Origin of the sequence: Streptomyces sp. NPDC047042 (assembly GCF_040644035.1) — a bacterium.
GTDB lineage: Bacteria > Actinomycetota > Actinomycetes > Streptomycetales > Streptomycetaceae > Streptomyces.
Genome location: NZ_JBEYVP010000019.1, coordinates 86366 through 110113, shown reverse-complemented (window position 1 = coordinate 110113; position 23748 = coordinate 86366). Strand labels below are relative to the sequence as shown.

At 67.6% G+C, this 23748-nt stretch carries 22 protein-coding genes; 10 read left to right on the top strand and 12 right to left on the bottom strand.

Annotation, left to right across the window (positions count from 1 at the left end):
• Window positions 1-126 precede the first annotated feature (126 nt).
• On the top strand, window positions 127-2145 hold the full coding sequence (locus tag ABZ855_RS23180) for an FAD-dependent oxidoreductase (RefSeq protein WP_360809650.1): 2019 nt from the start codon (window positions 127-129) through the stop codon (window positions 2143-2145).
• A gap of 871 nt (window positions 2146-3016) precedes the next feature.
• Here the strand turns inward: ABZ855_RS23180 and ABZ855_RS23175 are convergent.
• Window positions 3017-3949, bottom strand: coding sequence for an endonuclease/exonuclease/phosphatase family protein (locus ABZ855_RS23175; RefSeq protein ID WP_360809648.1), 933 nt, complete (start codon window positions 3947-3949; stop codon window positions 3017-3019).
• 337 nt (window positions 3950-4286) lie between these two features.
• On the opposite strand from ABZ855_RS23175, the gene ABZ855_RS23170 reads away from it, so the two are divergent.
• The 3 genes from ABZ855_RS23170 to ABZ855_RS23160 all read left to right on the top strand — a co-directional run bounded on the left by ABZ855_RS23170 (window position 4287) and on the right by ABZ855_RS23160 (window position 8743).
• The gene (locus tag ABZ855_RS23170) at window positions 4287-5036 is read left to right on the top strand and encodes a hypothetical protein (RefSeq protein ID WP_360809646.1); all 750 of its coding nucleotides are present in this window, start codon (window positions 4287-4289) and stop codon (window positions 5034-5036) included.
• Window positions 5033-7927, top strand: coding sequence for a DUF6493 family protein (locus tag ABZ855_RS23165; RefSeq protein WP_360809644.1), 2895 nt, complete (start codon window positions 5033-5035; stop codon window positions 7925-7927). The genes ABZ855_RS23170 and ABZ855_RS23165 overlap by 4 nt, the downstream gene beginning before the upstream one ends.
• 243 nt (window positions 7928-8170) lie before the next feature.
• The gene (locus ABZ855_RS23160) at window positions 8171-8743 is read left to right on the top strand and encodes a dihydrofolate reductase family protein (protein WP_360809642.1); all 573 of its coding nucleotides are present in this window, start codon (window positions 8171-8173) and stop codon (window positions 8741-8743) included.
• A gap of 22 nt (window positions 8744-8765) precedes the next feature.
• On the opposite strand, the gene ABZ855_RS23155 is transcribed toward ABZ855_RS23160, so the two are convergent.
• Together ABZ855_RS23155 and ABZ855_RS23150 are read right to left on the bottom strand one after the other, a co-directional pair.
• Window positions 8766-9065 carry a hypothetical protein gene (locus ABZ855_RS23155; RefSeq protein ID WP_360809640.1) on the bottom strand — a complete coding sequence of 100 codons (300 nt, stop codon included), beginning with the start codon at window positions 9063-9065 and terminating at the stop codon, window positions 8766-8768.
• 152 nt (window positions 9066-9217) lie between these two features.
• The gene (locus tag ABZ855_RS23150; protein WP_360809638.1) at window positions 9218-9883 is read right to left on the bottom strand and encodes a TetR family transcriptional regulator; all 666 of its coding nucleotides are present in this window, start codon (window positions 9881-9883) and stop codon (window positions 9218-9220) included.
• Between the two features lie 104 nt (window positions 9884-9987).
• Between ABZ855_RS23150 and ABZ855_RS23145 the strand changes: the two genes are divergently transcribed.
• A complete protein-coding gene (locus tag ABZ855_RS23145; RefSeq protein WP_360809636.1) occupies window positions 9988-10890 on the top strand; it encodes an SDR family NAD(P)-dependent oxidoreductase in 903 nt (300 codons plus the stop codon).
• A gap of 53 nt (window positions 10891-10943) precedes the next feature.
• Window positions 10944-11699: a hypothetical protein gene (locus ABZ855_RS23140; protein WP_360809634.1), complete on the top strand. Its 756-nt coding sequence runs from the start codon at window positions 10944-10946 to the stop codon at window positions 11697-11699.
• Here ABZ855_RS23140 and ABZ855_RS23135 read toward each other — a convergent pair whose 3' ends face one another.
• The 5 genes from ABZ855_RS23135 to ABZ855_RS23115 all read right to left on the bottom strand — a co-directional run bounded on the left by ABZ855_RS23135 (window position 11700) and on the right by ABZ855_RS23115 (window position 14278).
• A complete protein-coding gene (locus ABZ855_RS23135) occupies window positions 11700-11897 on the bottom strand; it encodes a hypothetical protein (protein ID WP_360809632.1) in 198 nt (65 codons plus the stop codon).
• A gap of 123 nt (window positions 11898-12020) precedes the next feature.
• Window positions 12021-12503: an NUDIX hydrolase gene (locus ABZ855_RS23130; protein ID WP_360809630.1), complete on the bottom strand. Its 483-nt coding sequence runs from the start codon at window positions 12501-12503 to the stop codon at window positions 12021-12023.
• A gap of 10 nt (window positions 12504-12513) precedes the next feature.
• Entirely contained in the window at window positions 12514-13032 is a 519-nt protein-coding gene (locus tag ABZ855_RS23125; RefSeq protein ID WP_360809628.1) for a hypothetical protein, read from the bottom strand.
• 200 nt (window positions 13033-13232) lie between these two features.
• A complete protein-coding gene (locus ABZ855_RS23120) occupies window positions 13233-13433 on the bottom strand; it encodes a DUF397 domain-containing protein (RefSeq protein ID WP_360809626.1) in 201 nt (66 codons plus the stop codon).
• Window positions 13433-14278: a helix-turn-helix transcriptional regulator gene (locus tag ABZ855_RS23115; protein WP_360809624.1), complete on the bottom strand. Its 846-nt coding sequence runs from the start codon at window positions 14276-14278 to the stop codon at window positions 13433-13435. The genes ABZ855_RS23120 and ABZ855_RS23115 overlap by 1 nt, the downstream gene beginning before the upstream one ends.
• A gap of 202 nt (window positions 14279-14480) precedes the next feature.
• Here ABZ855_RS23115 and ABZ855_RS23110 point away from each other — a divergent pair, with 202 nt between their 5' ends.
• Complete coding sequence (locus tag ABZ855_RS23110) at window positions 14481-15137, top strand: ATP-binding protein (RefSeq protein WP_360809622.1); 657 nt, start codon at window positions 14481-14483, stop codon at window positions 15135-15137.
• Between the two features lie 4 nt (window positions 15138-15141).
• Here ABZ855_RS23110 and ABZ855_RS23105 read toward each other — a convergent pair whose 3' ends face one another.
• Window positions 15142-18303 (bottom strand): DUF3427 domain-containing protein, encoded by a 3162-nt coding sequence (locus ABZ855_RS23105; protein WP_360809620.1) that lies wholly within the window; start codon window positions 18301-18303, stop codon window positions 15142-15144.
• A 159-nt stretch (window positions 18304-18462) separates the two neighbouring features.
• Between ABZ855_RS23105 and ABZ855_RS23100 the strand changes: the two genes are divergently transcribed.
• The 3 genes from ABZ855_RS23100 to ABZ855_RS23090 all read left to right on the top strand — a co-directional run bounded on the left by ABZ855_RS23100 (window position 18463) and on the right by ABZ855_RS23090 (window position 20649).
• Entirely contained in the window at window positions 18463-18990 is a 528-nt protein-coding gene (locus ABZ855_RS23100) for a YDG/SRA domain-containing protein (RefSeq protein ID WP_360809618.1), read from the top strand.
• Window positions 18991-19154: 164 nt separating this feature from the next.
• On the top strand, window positions 19155-19721 hold the full coding sequence (locus ABZ855_RS23095) for a dihydrofolate reductase family protein (protein WP_360809616.1): 567 nt from the start codon (window positions 19155-19157) through the stop codon (window positions 19719-19721).
• A gap of 97 nt (window positions 19722-19818) precedes the next feature.
• The gene (locus tag ABZ855_RS23090) at window positions 19819-20649 is read left to right on the top strand and encodes a transglutaminase-like domain-containing protein (RefSeq protein WP_360809614.1); all 831 of its coding nucleotides are present in this window, start codon (window positions 19819-19821) and stop codon (window positions 20647-20649) included.
• A gap of 84 nt (window positions 20650-20733) precedes the next feature.
• Here ABZ855_RS23090 and ABZ855_RS23085 read toward each other — a convergent pair whose 3' ends face one another.
• The 3 genes from ABZ855_RS23085 to ABZ855_RS23075 form a co-directional block, all read right to left on the bottom strand.
• Window positions 20734-21315, bottom strand: coding sequence for a dihydrofolate reductase family protein (locus ABZ855_RS23085; RefSeq protein WP_360809612.1), 582 nt, complete (start codon window positions 21313-21315; stop codon window positions 20734-20736).
• Window positions 21316-21520: 205 nt separating this feature from the next.
• A complete protein-coding gene (locus ABZ855_RS23080) occupies window positions 21521-22324 on the bottom strand; it encodes a DUF4253 domain-containing protein (RefSeq protein ID WP_360809610.1) in 804 nt (267 codons plus the stop codon).
• A 60-nt stretch (window positions 22325-22384) separates the two neighbouring features.
• Entirely contained in the window at window positions 22385-23638 is a 1254-nt protein-coding gene (locus ABZ855_RS23075; RefSeq protein WP_360809608.1) for a serine hydrolase domain-containing protein, read from the bottom strand.
• Window positions 23639-23748: the final 110 nt, after the last annotated feature.

The window sequence follows — 23748 nt, the reverse complement described above, 5'->3', positions numbered from 1 at the left end:
TCCCCTTCGCCGGGGTGACGGCCCGTCGATGTGAGTGGTCCGAGGTCATCGGTTCGAGTGGTTTGCCGTCCTCGTCCGTGTGAACGCGCCTACGCCGTACGGCTCATGCGCCAAGAGTGAAACGTGATGAGCACACAGAATTCTTCACACGCGTCCCAGCCCGCATCGCCGCCCTCGCGTCGTGCCGTGGTCACCGTGACCGGTGCCTCGGCGCTCGCCGCCGGGCTCGCCGTGACCTCCGCCGGATCCGCGACCGCACTGAGCCCAGCCACCGCTCCCGCCACCGCTCCCTTCATCGCTCCCTCCACCCCGACGCCGCCCGGTATCGACCGCCAGGCGTACCGGACCGTCGCCCGTGCCATCGCCGTCTACGACGAGCACGACAACTCCCTTGTCCCGGCGTACCTCAGGGCCATCGAGAACGGTCTGCCCACCGGCCGGGCGAAGGCGACGAAACGTGTCCTGGTCATCGGCGCGGGACCGGCCGGCCTGCTCGCCGCCGACCTGCTCAACCGGGCGGGCCACGACGTCGTCGTGATCGAGGCCAACGGCAACCGCGTCGGCGGACGTATCAAGACCTTCCGCAAGGGCGGCCACGAGAACGGCGAACAGCCGTTCGCCGACCCCAGGCAGTACGCCGAGGCCGGGGCGATGCGCCTGCCCGACAGCCACCCGCTCCTCATGGCGCTGATCAAGAAGTACGACCTCGCGCGCCAGGAGTTCTACCTGGTGGACGTCGAGGTCGACAACCCGGGGCGGAAGGCCAACCGCACCTGGATCCATGTCAACGGCGTGCACATGCGCCGCGCCGACTACGAGAAGCACCCCGAGAAGATCAACGACACCTTCGGCGTCACCGGCCCAAATCGAACGAAGACCGCCGCCGCGATTCTCACCGAGGCACTCAGGCCCGCCCGCCAGCTGGTCCAGGACAAGGAGGGCACCGCCCTGGTCAACGGGTGGATCACGGTCCTGGAGAAGTACGGCCACTGGTCCATGTACCGGTATCTCACCGAGGTCGCCGGGCTCGACACCAGGACCATCGACCTCATCGGCACCATCCAGAACCTGACCTCGCGGCTGCACCTCTCCTTCGTCCACAGCTTCCTGTCCAGCGTGCTGATCGCGCCGAGCACCAAGTTCTGGGAGCTCAAGGGCGGCACGGCGACGCTCGCCGACGCCCTGTACGCGCCGGTGAGGGGGAAGGTCAGGCTCGACAGGCGCGCAGTACGCATCGAACGAAGCGGACACGGCGACAGCTACGGGCACGGTGGCAAGGTGCGGGTGCACACCGTGTCGGAGGACTGCCAGGACGGCAAGGGAGGTGCCACCGAGGTCTTCGAGGGTGACGAGGCGATCATCACCGTCCCCTTCTCCGGGCTGCGCCACGTGACCTTCGACCCGCCGCTCTCGTACGGCAAGCGCCGGGCCGTCACCGAGCTGCACTACGACGCCGCGACCAAGGTGCTGCTGGAGTTCTCCCAGCGCTGGTGGGAGTTCACCGAGGAGCAGTGGCGCCAGGCGCTGGACTCCATCGAGGACGGGCTCTACGACAGGTACCGGGCGGGCAGGGTACGGGACGCGAGGCACCTCGGCGCGCACGCGTCCGTGAAGAAGCTGGGGGTGACGATCCCCGACGGCCTGAAGGAGTGCTTCACCGCCTTCAGGCCTGGCAGGCCCGGCTCGGGCGGCGAACCGGAGGCCGCCCACGTCCGTGGCGGCGGCTCGGTGAGCGACAACGCGAACCGCTTCATGTACTTCGAACACGCGAGCCCCATGGAGGGCAGCGACGGCGGCATCGTGCTCGCCTCCTACAGCTGGTCGGACGACGCCCTCAAGTGGGACGCGTTCGCCGACGAGGAGCGCTATCTGCGCGCGCTCGCGGGAGTCCAGGCGGTGTTCGGCCGCCGGTGCGAGGTGTTCTTCACCGGCAAGTGCAAGACGCAGTCCTGGATGCGCGACCACTACGCCTACGGCGAGGCGTCCGTCCTCTTCCCCGGCCAGCATGCGGAACTGTTCCCGGACGTCCCCACGTCCGAGGGGCCGTTGCACTTCGCGGGCTGCCACACCTCCATCAAGCCCGCCTGGATCGAAGGCGCACTCGAATCCGCCGTCCGCACGGCACTGAAGGTCCACACGGGCTGACGGGAGCCGATCGGCCGAGGTTGGTCCAGGCGCTCGAAGACCGGCCTGGACCAGCCTCAGGACCTGGCGATCCCGCGCTCGGCTAGTGTGCGCGAATGTCAAACACGCGTACGTACGGCAGCTACCGGACGGGCGGTCTGTGGGCTGCGGCCGGGATCGCGTTCGGGGCGGTGGTCGTCGGCTCGGCGGTGGCGTTGTTCGGCATGCTGGAATTCGACGAGCGGTGCCAGCAGGGTCTGGTCACGGGGCCGGGCGCCCTCCGCCACGTACGGAACCAGGCCTTCCCGCCGGCCACCGTCTGCGAGTTCGAGCGCGGGGACGTCGCCTCCGTCGGAGGCGGGCCGGTGCTCGGCGGGCTGCTGTGGCTCAGCATGGTCGTCCTGGTCGTATGCCTGTTCGCCGCGCTGATCGCGGAGTGGTTCGAGCCACGGCTCGGCGGTCCCTGGGTGACGCCGATCTCCAGGGTGGCGAAGCTGCGTCGTACGGGGACGGCGTTCTTCGTGACCGGCTCCGCGTTCCTGATGTTGCTACGCCCTGGCCGGCTGGAGACTGCTCGCGGGCCCGTCGTCGGCGTGCGAGTCAGGCGCGGACTGGGGGACCAACCCGCCGAAAACCCTGTCGTACAGCTTCCTTCCACCCCAGGCGACGTGCCAGTACACCAGCGGTCTGACGCGGCGCATGAACCCGGACTGGGTGGCTTCCCTGGCAACGGAGTTGGCGGTTCCGGCGCTGGTGGCGGGGGTCGGCTTCGCGCTGGCGTGGTGGCGGTGGCGGTGGCGTGCGGGCCGGTCGGACGACTCCGGTCGGGAGGGTGCTTCCGGCCGGGAGGGGCCTCCCGGTCGGGCAGACGCTCCCCGCACCGGCCTCCCGCTCACGTGACGTCGATCTCGAGGACCACCGGACAGTGGTCGGAGGCCTTGGGCTTGTCCGTTCCGACGCCGAAGAGGCGGGGGCCCATGTATTTGGCCGCGCGCAGGGGCAGTCCCTTGCGGAAGATCTCCGGGACCGTGGTGGTCGCGGCGGCGAGTGAGGCGGACGGCAGCAGGTAGTCCAGCTGCCGGTATTCCTCCTGGGCGGCCCAGTAGTGGGTCCACTGCTCGTCCGACGGCAGTCGGGTCACCACGTTCTCGACCTGGTCCCAGCCGACCAGGTCGGCGATGGCCGGGCTTCCTTCCTCGTTCGTCTCCATGTAGTCGTTGAAATCGCCCAGGACCACGAACGGATGGTCGCCCGGGGTGCGACCGAAGCGCTCGGTGACGAGCTCCATGACCTTCGTGGCCTGCTGCAGTCGCTTCTCGCGGGTCTTCAGCCGCCCCTCGCTCATCGACTTGAAGTGGTTGACGAAGAGCGTCACCGTCTTCTTCCTGTCGCCCGCCCCGACCTCCACGTCGACTTCGAGACAGTCCCGGGAGAACAGCGCCGTCGTGGGGCTCGACGGGTCGAGGAAGTGCTGGTGGGAGCGGATGTGGGTGATCGGGAACCTGGAGAGCACGGCCACGTCGATCAGCCGCGGGTCGTTTCCGTCGACCCCGGCGACGTACGGGTAGGCCGCACCGAGCGAAAGTGCGCGGAAGTGCTTGAGCGTGTCCACGTTCTCCACTTCCTGGAGTGCGAGAACGTCCGCTCCGACCTCGCGCAACGCGGCTCCGGTGATGGCCTTGTCCTCCTGTCCCAGCTCGTCGAACCGGGTCTGATCGACAAGCCAGCCCCGCTTGTTGGCGTCCGCGGGATTCACATGGTCCTTGAAGCGCCAACGGGCGAAGAGGTTCTCGACGTTGAACGTGGCCAATCGCAGAACGGTCATCCGGACCTCCGGGCGAGTCGGATCCACCCCGTGCATCCCCCGAACTCCCCCGAACTCCAGCTTCCTCCGACGCCCCCGACTCGCAACCCCAGGCAGGACCGGCCCGACTCGCGACCCCGCAAGGATGCGCGCATCCTGGAACGGAGGGGGCGTTCGCGCGGAAGCGGGGGCCGCGGGAGGCGGGGGCCGTGTCAGTCCCCGGTCGTAGCGTGTGCGCGTGACGCAACTCCCGCGACTGCCGCAACCTCCGCAACCTCGGCAACTCCCGAGCCGCCGCCCGCGACTCCCGAGACACCCGCAACTCCTCCAGACGTACGCCTACTTACGCCCCTCGGCCGTGCGCGCCTCCACGGCCGGACGCACCCTCGCGCTGGAGACCTCCGGCGGGGCCACCCCGGCCGGAGACGCGGCCAACCCCCTTTTCTTCAGCGGGTTCCTGACCGCGCCGACCGCCGCAGCGACAGCTCTGCTCGCCGTCGCCGACGTGGCCGCCACCCGCTACCACCGGCCGGGCGCCAACGCCTCCCTCGACCCGGTGGTGACGGCCGACGGCGACCGGCTGCGGTTCGAGTCCTTCTCCGGCTGCTGCGGGGTCTACGCCCGCCTGGACGTCCTCGCGCCCGGCCTCGACGACGGTGACGACGTCGGGTACGGCACCACGAACGTGGACGTCAACCCGCCGCTGCGGCGGGCGCCGGCCGGGCTCGGCGGGCTCGACCCCCTCCAACTGACCGTCGGACCCGAGGAGTTGACGGTCAGCACCTTCGACGGCGAGTTCACGGAGAAGAAGGTCCCGCTGCCGGAGCGCCGGCTGCGCGGCTTCGCCGAGGCCCAGGTGCTCGCGGCGGGCTTCACCCTGCGGGCCGAGGTGCCCGCGGCGGAGGCGGCCCCAGCCCCAGCCCCGGCCCCGGCCCCGGCCTCAGCTCCGGCCCCGGCCTCAGCTCCGGCCCCAGCTCCAGCTCCAGCTCCAGCTCCAGACCCAGCCCCGGCCCCAGCCCCGGCTCAGGTTCCAGCCCCAAGCGCGGCCACTCGTCCAGGAACGGCCACCCGCACAGCGACCACGCCACGATCGGAGACCCCACGATGAACCTGGTCCACCTCGCGGAAGCCGGCGACGTCGACGAAGTACTCCAAGAACTCCGCTCCCTGGCGCCGGACGAGCGCGCGGCCCAGGCCGACGCGCTGGAGGCCCGGCGGGCGACGCTGCGAGGCGGCTGGTTCCACGACGTCCCCGAGGCGGAGAAGGCCGCCCAGCTCGCCGCCGAACTCGGTTCCCGGACCGACCCCGCGGACGCGGCCGAGTGGATCCTGCGGCCCGAGAACGACAGACACGCGCCCCGCCTGCCCCTCGGCGGCGCCTGGATGCTCGACGTCGTGAACCTGCACCCCGTCACCTGGCGGACCGAGCTGGCCGCCCGTCTCGCGGAGCAGTTGCCGCCGGGCAACGCCCTCAGGGCCGACCTCGTCGAACACCTCGTCCACGACACGGGCTGCCCCCTCCCGACCACCGACGGGTTCATCAGCGGCTGGCTGAGCTGGCGCGCCGGCACCTGGGAGCATCCCGCGCACCTGCGCGGCGGGGCCCGTCCCGGCGCCACCCTCCTGGAGCGGCTGCGCGCGGACGCCTTGTCCCCGACGCTCCTCCCAGCGGCGCTGGACCGACCGGGCGTGCACCTCGACGCGACCTCGTTCCACCACCTGCTCACCACCAGAGGCCTGCCGTACGTCATGCAGGACACCAGGCTGGGCGTGTTCCTGAGCCTCGCCGCCGAGGGCCTGGTCGACCGTGCCGTGCTGGTCCGGCGCGTCCTCGCGGACCTGGCGGACCCCGGGACGTGGGGCCGGGACGCGGCGGTCGCGCTGACGCAGCTTGCCCTCACCCCGGCGGAACACGCCTCCGTAACCCGCGAACGCGTCGCGCTCGCCGAGCCGTTGCTCGCCCGCCTGCTCGAGGACGGCACGCGTACGGAGACCACGCCGCCGCTGGAGTTCCTGCGCGCCCTGGCCCTCACCCCGGCCGAGAACGCGCCCGCCCTGCGCGACCACATGGCACTCCTGGACCTGTCGTCGCCGGTGGCCGCCTACGCCCAGGAGGTCCTGATCGCCCTGGACGAGGCCGGGCTGCTGGAGCCCGACGTACTCACCGAGATGTGCGTACGGGTCCTGCCGCGCCCGGAGAAGAAACTGGTCCGCGCCCAGCTCACCCGCCTCGACCGCGCGGCCCGCGAAGACCCCACGCGCGCCGCCCGGACGGTACTGGACGCGGCGAAGACCCTGGACCACCGGGACGTCGCCCTCCAGGAGCGCGCCCTCGACGTGATCGCCCGGCACCTCGGGTCCGCGGGCGACTCCGTACTCCCCGAGCTGCGCACGGCGGCCGAACGAATCAACCCGGGTCTGGCGGACCGGGCGGCGGACCTGTTCGGCACGACACCGGCTCAACCGACCGACCGGCTCACCGACCGGCTCACCGACCGGCTCACCGACCGGCTCACCGACCGGCTCACAGACCAGTACGCCGACCGGCTCACCGACCAGTACGCCGACCTGTTGCCGACGGTACTCGACCCCCGCCCGGTTCCGGAACCGCCGGCGACCGCCGAGGAGGTCGCCGAGGAACTCGCGGCGGTCGTGGCGAACGACAAGGACGTGGTGACGTTCGAGCGCGCCCTGGACGGCCTCGTCCGGCACGCCCATCTCGACCGCGCCGCGCTGGCGCGGGCGCTGACACCGGTCATGCGCAAGGAACCCCGCGACGCCTACGACTGCACCCAGTCCGACGTGTACGACGTGGCGAGGGCGTTGCGGGGCGACGAGCCGAGACGGCGTGACTTCACCACCCGCCTCAAGTACCACGCCTATTCGCCGGCGGGGGCGCTGCTGAGGGCGCGCCTGGCCGAGGCGCTCGACATCATCGAGGCGGGCGCGCAGCCGTTCCTGCTGGCCGTACCGACCGACGCGACGGGCGCGCTGGAGGCCGCCGTACTCGTGCGGCGCCTCTCGGTGCTCGACGGCCTGGGCGTCACACCGGCACCGGTGGACCTGGCCCAGGCGCTGCTGCGCGTCACCCCGACTGCCGACGAGACAGTGCTGGACGCGGTAAGCCGGCTCGGGTCGGACGCCGGGCGACGGCTGGCCCGCCGACTGCGCGAGGGCGGCCTGCCGCACCGGGACACGGCCCCCGCGAACTGGCCCGACGGGCATTCGGGCGGGCACTCGTCGGACTGGGTGACCCATGTCCACCCCGGCCCTGCGCCCGACCCAACGCCCGACCCAACGCCCGATCCCACGCCCGATCCCACGCCCGGCCCCACGCCCGACGCCTCACCCGACCCCACCCCCGGCTCACCGCTGCTCGGCCCGGCCGAGGAGGCCCTGCTCGGCCCGTACGACAAAGGCGGCCTCCACGACCCGATGGTCCCCTTCTGGCTCGCCCAGCTGCCCCACCACCGCGAACTCGTCCTGGCCCGCGACTACTTCAGGCACCGCGTCTCCATGCGGGGCTGGGCCCACGCCCTGCCGTTCGCCGCGGAGTCGGGCGGCGAGGCGGGGTTCGCCGTCCACCTCGCACTGGCGTGCACCCTCTCCTACGACCGACTGGACGAACGCGAAGCGGCGGTGGACGCCCTCCTCGTACTCGCCGCCCGGGGCCAGCTGGACACCAGCCTGCTGGGACTCCAGCTGGCCCAGACGCTGCGAGGCGGCGAGACCGAGGCGAACCGGCTAGCGGCGTCCCTGCGTACGGCCGCCGAGACCGGCGCGTACGGCACCACCTGGTCGATCCTCGCGGCCACCCTGCCCCGCCTGCTGCACGACCCGGTGGTCCGGGGCACCGGAGCCCTGCTCGCTCTCGGCGTCGACTGCGCGTCGCGCTGCGCGGCCAAGGGCGAGATACCCGAGGTCACGACGGCAGCCGCACGGACGGGATCGAGCCAGGTGGTGAAGAACGCGCGGTTGCTGCGGGAGGTGCTGGGCTGAGAGATCCTGCCGGACTCCGAGAGCGGGGACAGCGCGCCGACCGATGAGTTTCTGCGTGATCCGAAGTCAGAGGTCATGGTTGGTTGGTGCGCGGCAGCCGCTGGTTGCGGGTTTGCAACTTGCGGGTTTGCGGGTTGCGGGTCGCTGCGCGCCAGCCGAACCTGCTGAGACCGAACCGAACGCACCGAACGAACCGAACGAACCGAACGAACCGAACCGGACACGAGACACCGAGGAACCCAGATGCGCACCCTGATCAGCACCGCCTTCGTCTCCCTCGACGGCGTCATGGAGGCCCCGGGCGGCGAGTCCGGTTACCGCAACGCCGGCTGGACCTTCAAGGACGTCGAGTTCCTGCCCGAGGCCTTCGAGATCAAGGGCCGTGAGCAGACCGAGGCCACCGCGATGCTGCTGGGCCGGACCAGCTACGAGTCGTTCAGCCCCGTGTGGCCCGACATGGAGGACTTCGCCGAGTACAAGGTGATGCCGAAGTACGTCGTCTCCACCACCCTCACCGAGGACGCCCTGGTCTCGAACTGGGGCGACACCACCATCCTGCGCTCCCTCGACGAGGTCGCCGCGCTGAAGGAGACCGAGGGCGGCCCGATCATCGTCCACGGCAGCGCCACCCTGAACCACGGCCTGTCGGACGCGGGCCTGATCGACCGCTACCACCTGCTCGTCTTCCCGCTCCTGCTCGGCGCGGGCAAGCGCCTGTTCAGCGCAACGGACAAGGACACCCAGAAGCTGAAGCTCGTCGAACACGAGGCGTACGCCAACGGCCTGCAGAAGAACGTCTTCGACGTGGTCCGCTGACGCCTGCAGGTGAATGGGTGGATCACTCCGGGCAGATCCGGTTGCACTTGCCGTCATCGTTGTTCGGCCACTCGCAACACGCGTGGTGAGCGGAACGCACGGCGAGCGTGTCGCGATCGACGAACTCCGTGATGATGCGGCGGTCCTCAACCCGCGTGACACCTACCTGCCTGCTGAAGTCGATCTTCAGTATCTCGAGCTCCAGCCGTCTGCACGCCACCGCGTACCTGGCAGAGGCCTCGGGGTACTTGGCGAACAGTTTGTCGACTTCCGCGAAGAAGTCAGGGTCGCGCTCCGGCCCACATGCGGGCTTGGTGTCCATGGTCAGACTCCCTGGCGTCGAGTGCGTCGAGTGCGTCGAGTGCGTCGAATGCGTCGAGTACTCGGAGCCCCCTGACCATGGTCCCTCGGTGCTGAGCCCGGTGCCACCGGGCCAAGGGGGCGGCTCCTGCCGCCGAACCGGCTCCGGGCGGTTCACGCGCGTGGCAGCACGCCCAGGAGCGTCGACGTGAAGGAGAGCCGCAGAGCGTCCCGCAGCTCCAGGTTGAACACGCCGAGAGCGGGTTCTTCCGCGTAGGCGGCGAGGACGCTGGGCGGCGGCGGGACGTACGACGACAGGGCGCCCGCCGAGACCAGGATCAGCAGGCAGAACAGCTGTGTGTCCTCGCCGAGTTCGGGCACGTGGCGGCGCAGCAGCTCGCCCATGGCCTCGGTCCTCGTGAGGTAGGACCGCTTGTGCCGCTTGACCACCTCGACCGAGACGTTGTGCTCGAGCACGCCGCCCTGGGCGCCGAAGAGGTCGCACAGCACCACGTTGCCCGCCAGCGACCGGCTGAGGATCTCCGCCAACTGGCCCGCCCGCACCTCCGGCGCCGCGTGCGCCTTGATGCCCGCGGCCAGCTCGTCCGCCAGCTCGGCGAGCCAGCTCTCCAGGAAGACGTCAAGGAGTTCGAGCAGCACCGCCTCGCGCGACTCGAAATATCGCAGGACGTTCGACTTGGCCAGGCCCACCCGCCGGCTGAGCTCATTGAGGCTCACCTCGGCCACGGGCATCTCGTCGAGCATCGCCGCCGCGGTGTCCAGGATCGCCCGGCGGCGGATCTCCCGCTGCTCCTCGCTTCGCGCCCGCTGAAATGTCACACCCTCACTCTAACTTAAAGACCACCGGTCTCTTGACATAAGACCGCCGGTCTCTTAAGTTGATCGCAGCAGATAACAGACCGGCGGTTCTTTAGGAGTGGGCGATGAGTGGCAACTGGACCGAGCAGGACATCCCCGATCAGCGTGGCCGGGTGGCGATCGTGACCGGCGCCAACACCGGGCTGGGCTTCGAGACCGCCCGGATGCTCGCCGAGCGCGGGGCCGCGGTGGTTCTGGCGGTCCGCGACCTCGAGAAGGGCAAGCGGGCAGCCGCCCGCATCACCGGCGACGTCACCGTCCAGGCCCTGGACCTGACCTCCCTCGACTCGATCAGGTTCGCGGCGGCCGACCTGCGCGCCGCCCACCCGCGCATCGACCTGCTGATCAACAACGCGGGCGTGATGTACACCCCGCGACAACTCACCGCCGACGGCTTCGAGCTGCAGTTCGGCACCAACCACCTCGGCCACTTCGCCCTGACCGGCCTGCTCCTGGACCGGCTGCTGCCCGTCCCCGGCTCCCGCGTCGTGAACGTCAGCAGCGTCGGTCACCGCATCCGGGCCACCATCCACTTCGACGACCTGCAGTGGGAGCGCTCGTACGGTCGCGTCGCCGCGTACGGCCAGTCGAAACTCGCCAACCTGATGTTCACGTACGAACTGCAGCGCCGCCTCGCACCACACGGAACCACGACCGCGGTGGCCGCCCATCCCGGCGTGTCCAACACCGAGCTCGTCCGCAACGTGCCCTCCGCGCTGCGCCTACCCACCACCTGGCTCGCACCCCTGTTCACCCAGAAGCCCGAAATGGGCGCCCTGCCCACGCTGCGCGCCGCCACGGATCCGGCGGTCGCCGGCGGGCAGTACTACGGCCCCGGCAACCGAGGTGAGTTCCGGGGCTACCCGAAGCTGGTCACCTCCAGCCCCGACTCCCACGACCAGACAGCCCAGCAGCGCCTGTGGACCGTCTCCGAGGAGCTCACCGGGGTGAGGTTTCCCGTGGGGTGAGGCGGGCGGTGACTCCATGTCAATGTCAGACCTGGCTGTTACGGTCCGTCGACATGGCAGAAAACGACCGCAAGGCAGCTGACGACGACATGCGAAATCGGCCGACTGGGCCACTGGCAGAAGACGACGGAATCGCATGGCTCGGCGAGCGCTGGACGAGCGACACGCCGGACCCCATCCTCGGCCGCCAGGCGGGTCTCGTGTTCGCGGAGGGAACCGCGCCCCAGGACCTGGCGGTGGTCTTCGGAGCCGTGCCCTGGGAGATCCCCGAGCCGGTGAGCGCAGAGGCCAAGGCCATCTACGACCGAACCCACCCCCACACCCAGGTCCCCGACGAACCCAGCCTGACGGTCTACGGCAAGGAGGGCCGCTGGTCCTTCCTCGCCGGGAACTTCGACTTCCTGCTTCACTCCCGAAAAGGGTTCGCGCTGCCGCAGGGCACCGGCCGGGTCGTCCTCCTCTACAACATCATCGCCAGAGGCATGTACCTGATGGTCTACTTCGAAAACGGTCAACGGGTGTGGAGCGACGAGATCTACGGCCACTTCGACGAGGAGACAAAGGGAAACGGCGGCCACTACTTCGACTACGCCCCGAAGATGTCCTTCCTCAACTGGGCCATGCACGACGCGGGTTGCCGCCCAGAGGTCCACTACGTCGACGGCCGACCGGTCTTCGAGGACGAGGGCTGGATACCCGACTGGCGGCAACGGTTCCTCAAGGGCTTGGAGATCGCGTTCGGGATCTCGGTATGCCGGGAGAGGTTTGATGGGGGTGGGTATCCGCTGGCCAATGTCTACTGGACCTGATCAGTCCGGAGCCGGCGCGGCGGTAAGGACCTTCCGAAGGATCACGGTCGCGTACGCCTCGGTCTGGAGGGTGCCCCAGATCATGTCGGGCACGTACGACTTGCCGTGCCGTGTCCGCTGGTACCAGGCGATGATCTCGTTCTGGATGTCTTCGGTGCCGGTGGACAGGCGGTGTTGCCAGGGGACTGAAATGGTCACCGTGCTCCTCCTTGAGGCTCGCGCCGTGAGACTTCCCCGCATCCGCGTGGTCCGGCAGTCGCTTCTGCTGCTTGTCGGCGACCTGGAAGGTTTCCTGTGACAGCGCGGGTGGCGTTTCCGTGCTTACGACGCTGTTTCCGGCGCCGTTCCGTGTTCCAAATACGCGGTCATGCCGTTGGCGCGGGCCTCGATGCCGGCGGTGATACGGCGTACGAGTCGGGGGATGGTGAGTGCCGGCAGTTCTCCGGCGTCGTGGAAGGCGTAGCTGCGGACCTCGTTGGCCTGTAGCGCGATGTGCTGGCACTCGTCGGCGGTGAGGCGGCCTCCGTCGAAGAGATAGAGGACCTTGTCTCCCTCTCCCGGGTTCGGCGCCCAGTCCACGACGAGCAGGTGGCCGATAGCGGGCTTGATGCCCAGTTCCTCATGGACTTCGCGCACGCAGGCTTGCAGGGGTGATTCTCCCTGCTCGACGTATCCGCCGGGGATGTCGAGGTAGTCCTTGTACGAAGGTTCGACGAGCAGGATCCGGTCGGCGTCGTCGACGAACAGAGCGCCGGCTGCCATGCGCGGGCGGGCCATCTTCGCTTCGTGCTCGTTCTCGCTCACGGGATGGACTCTAGCCGCCGACGACGCCGAGCCTGCGGGCCAGGTCTGCCACGGGCTGGGATGGGCGGCCTCGGGTGCCGCGGATCCAGCCGATGACCAGTCCCCGGCTGAGGTAGTGGTGGCGTACCTGTTCGGGGCCGGCTCGTTCGGCGTCCAGCAAGGTCGCCAAGGCTTCGTCGGTCCGGTTCCAGGCGCTCAGTGCTCGGGCGACTTCCAGGCTGTGCCTGACGCGTCGTTCGGCGGGCAAGCCGCTGGTGTCGATGCGTTGGCCGAGGTCCGCGGCTAGCTGGATGTCTCCGAGCTCGCCGGCGCTGGCGACGCAGTGGATGGCCACGTTGGTCGGGCCGAAGGCCGTCCACAGGTGGTTGGCGTCGGTGCCCAACCCGTGTGCGGCTTCGTCGGCTTCCCGGAGGAAGGTCTGCGTCGTTGCCCGGTCTTCTGCCCGGGCGGCCGCCATGGCGCCGGCGAGGAAGAGCGTCCCGTAGACCGAGAGGTACTCGTCGTTCGCGGTGCCCAGGCCGGGCTGCATGACTGCCGCCGCCTCGTTGACCAGGGGAACCCTAGCGCGAGGCATTGCAGCGGATCAGCCGCGGGCGGCTCGGTCGGCGAAACGGCTGGCCGGTCGTCCCTGAACTGTCATTGGAGGGTCGGACGATGTACGGGCGCGGTCGCTGGTTGACGCGGTGGGAGGGTCGCTGACGTAAGGGTCTGTTCCCTCCAAGCCCCCGTTCAGCCTTCCAGCGTCCAGTTCCGCAACGCTCTCATGAACACCCCCCATGCCTGCCCTCGAACAGCGACCACAGGCCCTATGCCATGCTTGGAGTCGCGGATCAGAGCACCCCTCTCCGTACGCGCGCACTCGACACACTCCGTCCCGCTGCCCCCGCTGTATGAGGACTTGAACCACGAGGGGGCGGAGGGGGCGGTCATCAAGACTCCTTGTTTATCCGGGAGATGAGCGCTGCCGAAGAGTCGAGATCGAGTGCTTGTGCGCTCAGGTACTGGAACGCCAACCTATAGCGGTCCAGTTCCTGAGGCTTCTCCATGAAGAGCCCGCCACCGAGTAGGTCTACGTAGACCACATCCAGCTCGGGCTTCGGTCCGCGCAGGATGGCAAAGCTGCCAACTGCCGCTGCATGGGCTCCCGTTGAGAACGAGAGCAGCTGGACGGTGATGTTCGGGCGCTCGGCCATGGTGAGGAGATGCTGCAACTGTTCGCGCATGACCTCACGTCCGCCGACGTTGCGTCGGACCGCCGCCTCGTCGATTACGCACCAGATGTGCGGCGGCTCGTCCCGTTCGAGGAGCTCCTGCCGCTTCATGCGAATGTCCACCATGTGCTGCACCTCCCGCTCCGCGCACTCAACCTCTGAAGCCCGATGCACAGCCTCGGCGTACCCGCGAGTCTGCAGCAGACCGGGGATGTACATGCAGGCGTAGTGGTCTTCGCGTAGGACCTCGTCCTCGAGCGTGAGCATGAGGTTCATGGAGTCAGGGATGGGGTCAGCAAGTGACCGCCACCAGCCCTGGATGCGGGCCCCCTTCGCAAGTTCCACGAGAGCCAGGCGCTCCTCGTCGGAAGCTCCGTACTCGCGGCAAAGCGCGTCCACGGCCGGCCACTTGACTGTGCCTTCCTTTGTCTCGTAGCGACTCAGCGTCGCCTTCGAGATGCCGACGCGTGTGCCTGCCTCTTCAAGCGTCAACCTCTTGAGCTCGCGGAGGCGGCGCAGATCCGCGCCCAGCTGGCGCCTTCGCGTCGTGGGTCCAATCGGCATGCGTACAGCCCTTCGTATCGATCCTTCAGATCGTCCTGGGTACGTGGACGGGACGGCAAGGTGGTGTGCGCCGGGGGCGTGAGCTGCTTCAGTGCGCTCCTTTCCCTGCGTGATGAGAGTTCCATTTTGAGAGTTCCAATGCAACTCTGAGTGTGTGACCGACTGCAACGTGTAACACGTTGAGGCTGAGAGGGAGTTGGGGATGGACTGCACCACGTGCATGCCAAGGAAGCCTTGGGACCTGGCATTTCTGGCGGAGCCTGAGGAAGTGGCAGTGCTTCGGCGTCTCGTACGAGTCCACTTGGGGCTGTGGGGGTTGTACGAGCTCATCGATGCGGCCCAACTCTGCGTCAGCGAGCTCGTCTCCAACGTGATCGCCCACGTTGGTCCGGGCACTCCCACCACCCTTGCCGTCTCGATGAAGGGCACTCGCCTACGCATCGAAGTTCACGACCCTGACACACGTGCGCTACCGACGCTCCGCAACGAAGGCGTCGACGCCGAATGCGGGCGAGGCATGGAGCTCATCACCTTCATGACTGACCGCTGGGGCGTGCAACTCCTTGCTGACCGAAAGGTGACGTGGTGCGAGATCGCCACCAACCTGACCTCGCCCCACGGCCATCACTCAGGGCCCCACGTGACACGAGCAGAGGAGATGCTCAGCGTTGGCAGCGTGGAGATGCCCGTACGTCGCTTCGGTCGGCTCAGCTCAGTTACCGCAGAGGAAGCAGCGATCGGGGCTATCGCTGACCTTCTCCACTGGCTCCGGGCGCACGGCCGTGATGCTGACGACGTTTTGGACCGAGCCCAGATGCATTTCGAAGCTGAAGTTGGTGTGCTGGGCAACTCGACGTGAGGCGCTACCCGGCTGCGATGGCCGAGTACGTCCACACGTCCGCCGGAATCTCGTGCGCCAGCTTCCACGTGATCGCCATCGGTTTGCTGCCCGTGTGCTTCTGGTACTCGGCCGGGCCAAGCAGCATCCACGGTTGAGCACCGCCGATGTCGGTGCTCTTGTAGCGACGGACGAACAGCAGAACATGGCTGCCCTCAGCGACATGACGCTGATAGCGCAGACCAGTGGGGGAGGACTCAGACGTCTGGTTCTGAGACTCCCAGTGAAAGAGGGTCTCGCTCTGTGCATAGTCGTGGTACCGCGTCTGCGGCGAGAAGTCCTTCTCGTCCTTCTCCAACGTGATGAGGAGGGCATCCGTCTTGACCGAGTCGCACCACTTCACGCCCTCGCGGAAGTCGGCCGGCATAAAGCCGCCGATGTACGACTGCCCCAACGCAGGCAGGATCTCTTCGCGGCTGTACGAAGCGTGCACGGTGAGCGGGATGCCGCTCAGGCGGCCCTCAGCGGGGAGGGGGATCGGTACGTGCTCGGTGTGAGCCAGGTTGTACGCCAGCACCTGGCGCAGCTCACTACGGACCGCGTGCTGCCTGCGCAGAGCCCCAAATCCGGCATCGTAGTTGGCGTATCCCTTCCGGATGATGCCGCCGAGCGGCCACAACTGGAAGAAGAGCATGCGGGCGTAGGCCTGGCCTAGCTCATCGAGGGCGCTGTAGGCAGGAGCGTCGTCCTCCAACATCCGTGTGTACGCGGCAACTCGCGCTGGATCGTCCACGTGGAGGAACGCGGAGACACGCTTGAGGAGCGCGGCCTCACCTTCCGGTGCTTCACCCTTCAGGAGGCCAGAGCGGCGGAGTAGACCTGTCCACGAGTTTCCGTTGCCTCGGTAGAGCTCCTTGAGCTCGCGTCCGCTTTCGTCGAGGTAGCGGCTGAGTTCAGGCTCGGCGTAGTCCGCCACTTCGCGTGCCAGGGCAGTGACGTTGACGCCGATCTGCTCCTTGATGTTGGCAATGATGACTTTCTTGGCCTTCTCCTCAAGGAGGATCTCGCAGCCAGATGGGAGCTGCGAGAAGTCGCGCTCGATGTTGTCCAAGAGCCGCTTGCGGGTCAGATTCGTCAGGGCACGGAACTGGTTCTCGAAGCGGAACTCCTTGCGGTGCTGGCCGATGAAGTCCAGCACGGTCAACACAGCCTTGTTCTCGGTACGCCGAAGACCTCGGCCGAGCTGCTGCAAGAACACCGTCGTGCTGGAGGTTGGGCGTAGCAGAAGCAGGGTGTCTACGTCGGGGATGTCCAGGCCTTCGTTGAATAGATCGACCGAGAAGATGACCTGCAACGCCCCGGACTTGAGATCAGCAAGTGCCTGCCTGCGCGCATCAGCAGGGGTCCCGGCTGACAACGCAACGGCGTTGAGGCCGGCCTCGCGGAAGCACTCCGCCATGAATTGCGCGTGCACAACATCAACGCAGAAGCCCAACGCGCGCATGCTATGTGGGTCGGCGACCTTCTCCTCAAGGGCTTGCAGGACCAGTAGGGCCCGCGGACGGTTCTCGGATACCGCAGCACTCAGAGCGCTTGCGTCGTACGCCCCGCGATGCCACTTCACAGCGCTCAGGTCGGTGTTGTCGCTGATGCCGAGATAGTGGAAGGGGCTGAGTAGCTCGTTCTCCAAGGCCTCCCACAGCCGCATCTCGGCAGCGATGCGCCCATCGAAGAACTCGTCCTGGATGTTCTTGCCGTCCATGCGCTCGGGAGTTGCTGTCAGGCCAAGCAGCTCCAGCGGCTCGAAGTGGTCGAGAATCTTGCGGTATGTCGGTGAAGTCCCGTGGTGGAACTCGTCGATCACGATCACGTCAAAGTGATCAGCAGCGAGCCGGTCCAGCGCTCGGGGGTTCAGCGACTGCACGCTGGCGAAGACATGCGTCCAGCGTTCCGGGATCTCCCCGCTGTGCAGGAGCTCGCCGAAGTTCGCGTCCCCCAAGACATCTTGGTAGGTCCGCAAGGACTGCTGGAGGATCTCCTTGCGATGAGCGACGAACAGTAGGCGCAGGTCACGGCCGTGCTTCTTGCGCAGCTGCTTGTAGTCCAGCGCCGCCATGACGGTCTTCCCAGTGCCCGTCGCAGCCACCAGCAGATTCTGGTGCCGGTCGTGCACTTCCCTCTCGACTTCCAGCCGCTCCAGCATGTCGCGCTGGTGCGGGTAGGGACGTACTTCTAGACCGGACAGGGTGATTCTGCGATCCGCGGCGGGTGTAGAGGAGTTTCCACCGGCGATCGCCAACGCTTCCTGAAGTCGAGCGCCATCGGCAGCCGGGTCGTACAACTCGAAGGTCAGATCGCTCCAGTACGCCTCGAAGGTCGCATCGAACTTGCGCAGTACCTCAGGCGTGGCGATGGACGACAGTCGAACGTTCCACTCCAAGCCGTCGAGCAGCGCGGCCTTGGAGAGGTTGGAGCTGCCGACGTACGCGGTGTCGTAACCGCTGTTCCGGCGAAACAGCCACGCCTTGGCGTGAAGCCGTGTCGATCGCGTCTCGTAGCTGACCTTGACCTCGGCGTTGAAGTCCTGCACCAGCCGATCCAGTGCCCGGCGCTCGGTGGCTCCGATGTAGGTCGTTGTGATGACGCGTATCGGTACGCCCCGTTCACGGGCTGCCTGGAGAGAGTGCTCGATGATGCGGAGACCGTGCCATTTCACGAAGGCGCAGAGCAGGTCGACGCGATCGGCGGTGGCAAGCTCGGCACGCAACTCGAAGCCGAGGCTGGGGTCTTCGGGTGAGTTGGTGATGAGGGCGGTGTCGGAGAGCGGGATGCCGGGACGTACGGCGAAGACGCCCGGGGCCTCTTGCCGAGTCAGGGCAAGAAGCTGACGCGGGCCGGCTGCGACCAGGTCCACCCACTCCTGGGCCCCCTTGAGCGTGCTGATGGACTCCAAGATGTGGTTCGCCGCGTGCACGCGCTCTTCGGCAGGAATGCCCTGGAGCACTCGCCGTACGGTTGTCGCGACGTGCCTGGCCAGGACGTGCGGTACCGATTCTGCTCCCAGCGTGTCGCTGACCGGATGCCATCCGAGGCTCGCGAGCTCCTTCAACTGCTGCTCGCACCGCAGCGTGATGAGCTCCTCGTACACGCCTGCGACAGGGTGTGACAGGCCTCCCGACTCAGACACGCAGGCTCCTTCATCGCTCAGACGGCTATGCCCATGTGTAACAGAACCCAGTGACACTGCGCCCCGAAGTCGCTGCCGCCAGGAGCCTCTTGCGCCACAGTCGAACAATTTTGGATACAAGTTTGACAAGAGTGATCGACTTGACCCCAGTATGTGGGGGTGGAAATCGAACGAGGTATCGGTCACGTCCAGGGTGTCCCGGTAGGGGCTGTCTTCCATCGGCGAGCAGATGTGCTGCAAGCCAAGTTGCACCGTACGAACCAGAGGGGCATCTCTTGGGTCGTAGACGAAGTGGATGGTGTTGAAGTCGGTGACGCGATCGTCTTAAACGGTGGGTACGAAGACGATGAGGACCACTGGGACTGGGTGAGATACACCGGCGCGTCCGAAAGTAAAGACAGGGAAGCCGGTAAAGGCAGGCTGCTGCGTAGCCAATCTTGGTCCTATCAGGACAATGCGGCGCTCAAGCGTAGCTTCGAGCGGAAGTATCCGATCCGCGTGATACGCGGCTATAAGGGAGAACCCCAGTACTCGTTGGCCGATGACTACCGGTACGACGGGCTGTACGAGATCACGGCCATTCGTACGGCGGCCTCGAAATCGCCTGCGCCGGATGGATCGGAGATCAAGATCTGCCAGTTTGACCTCAAGAGGCTGCCGGAAGACCTTCAAGTTCCGGCTGTGTAGTCACGCCGCCGACCTGGCTGATACGACATCGAGGCGTCGAAGTTTTGTGATCCTGGAAGCCCCTTGGGCTGTAAGGGGGATTCCAGGATCAGCTCCCGCACCGATGAGTTTCCCCCGCCGCGCCAGTCTGCCCACCTACGACCGATTCACGAAAGGCTGGCCCCATGCGGAAACTGATCTACGGCATGAACGTGTCCCTGGACGGCTACATCGCCGCGCCCGGCGACGACATCAGTTGGGGCGGGCCGCCGAGCGACGAGCTGTTCCAGTTCTGGTCCGACCAGTTGCAGGCGACCGATCTGACTCTGTACGGGCGCAAGCTGTGGCAGACGATGAGCTCTCACTGGCCGACCGGCGACCAGCAGCCGGGCGTCACCCCGGCGGAGATCGAGTTCGCGCGTCGCTGGCGGGACATGTCGAAGGTGGTGTTCTCCTCGACGATCGACAAGGTCGACTGGAACACCCGTCTGGTCACCGGCGACGCCGTCGCCGAGATCACCCTGCTCAAGGCCGAGGACGGCGGCCCGATGGACATCGGCGGCGCGACCCTCGCCGGGGCGGCCATGCGGGCCGGGCTGATCGACGAGTACGTACTGGCCACCACGCCGGTCCTGGTGGGCGGCGGCACGCCGTTCTTCAGCGCGTTGGACAACTGGGTGAACCTGAACATGGTGGAGACGCGGACGTTTCCCGGCGGCGTGATCCTGACCAGATACGAGACGAGGCGCTGAGCGCAAACCGTCACGCGACTCGACCGCCTGCCGGGTTTACGCGAACGAGAGGCTGAGCCGGTTCTGATGTCAGCCCCGGCCTTTACTATGCCCGGTTATGACCGATGACGTGCTCAACTACTCTCGGCCCGGGCCCTTCACGAGCCTGGACTCGATACAACTCCGGCTCCTCGAGGGGCTGCCGGACGATCCTGTGGGCATCTGTGCCGCCGTGCAGAGCCTGGTCATCCAGCCCGCCGATGCCGTGGCGGCAGGGGTTCCCGAGGACCGGCTCGCCGAGAAGAACATCCGGCCGGTCAACAAGCTGATCACCGTGCTGACTGCCCTTGATCCAGCGCCACTTCATCAGCCCCGTACGCCCGAGACGCGCGTGATCGGCACCTGCCGTCACTTTGCCACCATCGCCTGCGCGATCCTGCGGGCGCGAGGTATCGCCTCCAGAGCCCGGTGTGGCTTCGGCACCTACTTCATCGAGGATCGCGGCGTCGATCACTGGATCACCGAGTACTGGGACGAAGACCAGCACCGCTGGGTACGTGTCGACACCGAGCACCTTGGCAAGAACTACGTCGACCGTCCGGACGACCTTGCCCCGGGGGAGTTCCTCACCGGGGGCGAAGCGTGGATCCAGTACCGCGACGGGTTGATCGACCCGGACCTGTTCGGGGTGGCCGGCACTGATCACGCCTGGGGGCCGGCCGAGATCAGCGGCAACGCCGTCCGCGACCTCGCCGCGCTCTGCAAGCAGGAGACGCTCAACTGGGACGAGTGGGGCCGCATGACCGCGGCCTATGAGGGCAAGACCGGCCCTGATTACGACCAGCTGATCGACGTGGTTGCCGACGCCTGTTCCAAGGACGATCCGCCGACCCTGACACGCCTGCTCGCCGACGAGGATCTGGCCGTTCCGCAGCGCATGGTCGATTGAGCAGAGCCGGGGGCCGGACTCCGAGCACCCACCGCGCCAGTCCCCGACTCTGCCCGAAAATTCCTACAGCCACGACAGCTTTCGTCAGGTGGCGTGCAGCATAGGCCGATAGATCAGCTCCTGGATGCCTCCGCCCAGCGTCCGGCTCTCGAGCAGCTCCAGGTCGAAGTCCGCCGCGCCCTCGAAGATCGGGCTCAGTCCGTGCTGGCCGGTGATCACGGGGAAGAGCGTCACCTGGACGCGGTCGACCAGGCCCGCCGCCATCAGGGACCGGTTCATCGCCAGGCTGCCGTGCGAGCGCAGCGGTACGTCGGACTCCTTCTTGAGCCGAGCGACGACGTCCACGGCGTCGCCGCTCGCGAGAGTCGCGTCCGACCAGTCGAGAGGGCCCTCCAGTGTGGTCGAAACCACTGTCGCGGGCAGGCTCGTCATCCGTGTGACCCATGGGTCACGTACGTCGGAGTCCTCGGTGCTCGCGGCCAGCATGCGCGTGAACGCCCGGAACGTGTTGGCCCCGAAGACCATCCGCTGGTCCTCGCTGTACTGGGCGAGGCGGTGGTCGAGGAACTCGGGGCCCTGCTTGCCCCAGTAGCCGGTCCAGTTGCCGCCGGCGGCGCCGAAGCCGTCGAGGCTGGAGAAGATGTCGAAGGTGTAGGTGGCGGTCATGGTTGTTCTCCTCGAGGGCGGTCGAAAGGTCCTGTAGATCCTGCGGATCGTGTCAGTCGTGTTGATGGAGACCGTGAGCCACGCCAAAACTCATCGCCGTTGGTCTGGGAGCACCTGCTCGATCTACGTCCCACCGCGCATCAGTCAACGACCCACCCGAGCCAGGCGAACGAGGCAGCCCGGGGGTCATTCCCGGAGGTCATTCCTAATCCCACCAGAACGACCAGGAAGTCCGTCCCACGAGGTCCGTCGCGTACTCGGGGAATGGTGTGGGCGGGTCATCGACGATGTTGTCCGCGGTCGACAGCACGTGCTCCAAAGCGAGGAGGTTCGCGTGCTCTGCCTCAACGGGAGGCCGCGCGACCGATACGTGCAGCTCGCTGCCGAACATTGCCACTACCTGGGCACCGAAGCGGTCTTCCCAGCTCCGCAGGAGTGCACACAGCAGAGGCAGTGGTACCTCGGCGGACCAGCCGATCAACGCCAGTGCGTCGCTGCTGCGATGGGCGGGGACGAGAACGAGGCAGCACTCATCCAGCCCGTACCGGCCCGTCTTCATGAGCCCGGCCAGCAGGTTTGACGCAGCCACAGCTGGCGTCGGGTCTGCGGACGTCGCCGGCATCGCCGGTGTCAGACCCGGCCACTGTTCAAAGGGCGGTCCGGGGTCGTGCGGCCATGGCTCGATTCCCTCGAATCCCTCGATTCCCTCAGGTACCGGGGCCGGAGTCGGATCCGTCCACCAGGGCAGCCGTTTGCGGCGGTACTCGGCGAAATCCGTGGCCAGTACATCCTCCAGGCGGACCCTGTCGACGTGGTCCAGGCTGAGCGGACTTCCCATGGAGTCGGGCCAGCACAGGAGCGGAACCAGGCCCCGTGCTCTGGCCTCGCTCAGCAAGCGAGGCCACAGCCGTTCAACGTCTTCAGGGAATTCCTCAGAGACCCATATGTCTGTGGAGCCACATGACAGGAATCGGCCGGGAGGCAGACCATTGGGCAGGGTGAACGACATGGTCGCACCGTAGACCGTGGTGCTGACAGCGCTGCCACCCGCAGAGCCAAGGACATACACCTACCGCGGAGCGATCGCCCCGTCATACACATTGCCCGGCGTCGCGATCCCCGTGACCGCCCGGGCGAGCAGGGTCGACGGTTCCTGGCCCTCGCTCGGGATGTCCGTGTTGATCATGATGACCAGGGTGGCCTTCTGCGACGGCAGATGGACCGTCACCGTCTGGTAGCCCGGGATCGAGCCGTTGTGGCCGATCCAGCCGCCGGTCCTGAAGATGCCGAGGCCGTAGCTGAGGCCGGGGAGGCCGGTCGGCAGGGTCTTGAGGCGCTCGGCCTGGGTCTGGGGGGTCAGCAGGGTTCCGGTGGCGACGATGTCCGCCCAGCGGCGCAGATCGCGCAGGTCGGAGATCATCGCCCCGGCCGCCCACGCCCAACTGGGGTTCCAGTCCGTGGCGTCGGCGACCGCGCCGCTCAGCGTCTGGTTCGTGTAGCCGCGCGGATGCGGCTCGGGGAACTCGGGTCCCTGCGGGAAGAGGGTGTGGTGCAGGCGCGCCGGCTGCAGCACCCGCTCCTCGATGAAGTCGGCGAGCCGCTGACCGCTGACCTTCTCGATCACCAGGCCGAGCAGCACGAGGTTGGTGTTGGAGTACTGGAACTCCGTACCCGGCGCGAAGGTGTTCTCGTGTTTGAAGCCGTACGCGAGCACCTCCCGGGGTGTGAAGTAGCGCTGCGGGTCGCTCAGCAGGTCATGGACGAAGTCCGGGTCGGACGTGTACGGGAACAGACCGCTGCGCATCTCCGCGAGGTGGCGCAGGGTGATGTGGCGGCCGTTGGGTACGCCGGGGACGTGCCGGGAGATCGGGTCGTCCAGCCGGATGCGGTGGTCGTCGACGAGTTCGAGCAGCGCGGTGACCGTGAAGGTCTTGGTCTCGCTGCCGATCCGTACGTAGCCGTCGGTGGTCATGGGCCGGCGGGTGGCGGTGTCGGCGACGCCGGTCGCGCGGACGTAGCTTCCCTTGCCGGGCAGCCACAGTCCGACGACGACTCCGGGGATGCCGGCATGTCGGCGGACGTCCTCGATCGCCTTGTCCAGCCGGGCGGTCACCTCGGGGGAGAGGGTGCTCGTAGGGCAGTTGTCCTGCTCCTGGCCGTAGGGACCGTGCTGAGGGTACTGACCGTGCTGACCGTCGTCCCGGCAGTGCTGGTCGGCCGTCGCGGGCCGAGCGGTCGCGGCGGGGACCGCCGCCGTCCCGATCAGCGCACACGCCGCGAACAGTGCCGCGACGAGCATCCTGCGGTGGGGGGTATGTCGCATCCGGGGTGCCTCTTCCAACTCGGGCGGGCTCGGACGGCAACATCACCATCGGCGACTCCTCGCGGCTGACCCCTTCCGGTCCCGTACCGGCGAGTCCACTCGTTCGGAGC

Coding starts and splice junctions, on each gene's coding strand:
- ABZ855_RS23175 (WP_360809648.1), bottom strand. CDS start 3,949: ATGACCGTTCTGCGATTGGCCACGTTCAACGTCGAGAACCTCTTCGCC.
- ABZ855_RS23110 (WP_360809622.1), top strand. CDS start 14,481: ATGGACTGCACCACGTGCATGCCAAGGAAGCCTTGGGACCTGGCATTT.
- ABZ855_RS23180 (WP_360809650.1), top strand. CDS start 127: ATGAGCACACAGAATTCTTCACACGCGTCCCAGCCCGCATCGCCGCCC.
- ABZ855_RS23080 (WP_360809610.1), bottom strand. CDS start 22,324: ATGTCGTTCACCCTGCCCAATGGTCTGCCTCCCGGCCGATTCCTGTCA.
- ABZ855_RS23115 (WP_360809624.1), bottom strand. CDS start 14,278: ATGCCGATTGGACCCACGACGCGAAGGCGCCAGCTGGGCGCGGATCTG.
- ABZ855_RS23090 (WP_360809614.1), top strand. CDS start 19,819: ATGACCGATGACGTGCTCAACTACTCTCGGCCCGGGCCCTTCACGAGC.
- ABZ855_RS23075 (WP_360809608.1), bottom strand. CDS start 23,638: ATGCGACATACCCCCCACCGCAGGATGCTCGTCGCGGCACTGTTCGCG.
- ABZ855_RS23085 (WP_360809612.1), bottom strand. CDS start 21,315: ATGACCGCCACCTACACCTTCGACATCTTCTCCAGCCTCGACGGCTTC.
- ABZ855_RS23120 (WP_360809626.1), bottom strand. CDS start 13,433: ATGACCGCCCCCTCCGCCCCCTCGTGGTTCAAGTCCTCATACAGCGGG.
- ABZ855_RS23165 (WP_360809644.1), top strand. CDS start 5,033: ATGAACCTGGTCCACCTCGCGGAAGCCGGCGACGTCGACGAAGTACTC.
- ABZ855_RS23140 (WP_360809634.1), top strand. CDS start 10,944: ATGGCAGAAAACGACCGCAAGGCAGCTGACGACGACATGCGAAATCGG.
- ABZ855_RS23145 (WP_360809636.1), top strand. CDS start 9,988: ATGAGTGGCAACTGGACCGAGCAGGACATCCCCGATCAGCGTGGCCGG.
- ABZ855_RS23155 (WP_360809640.1), bottom strand. CDS start 9,065: ATGGACACCAAGCCCGCATGTGGGCCGGAGCGCGACCCTGACTTCTTC.
- ABZ855_RS23095 (WP_360809616.1), top strand. CDS start 19,155: ATGCGGAAACTGATCTACGGCATGAACGTGTCCCTGGACGGCTACATC.
- ABZ855_RS23125 (WP_360809628.1), bottom strand. CDS start 13,032: ATGCAGCCCGGCCTGGGCACCGCGAACGACGAGTACCTCTCGGTCTAC.
- ABZ855_RS23160 (WP_360809642.1), top strand. CDS start 8,171: ATGCGCACCCTGATCAGCACCGCCTTCGTCTCCCTCGACGGCGTCATG.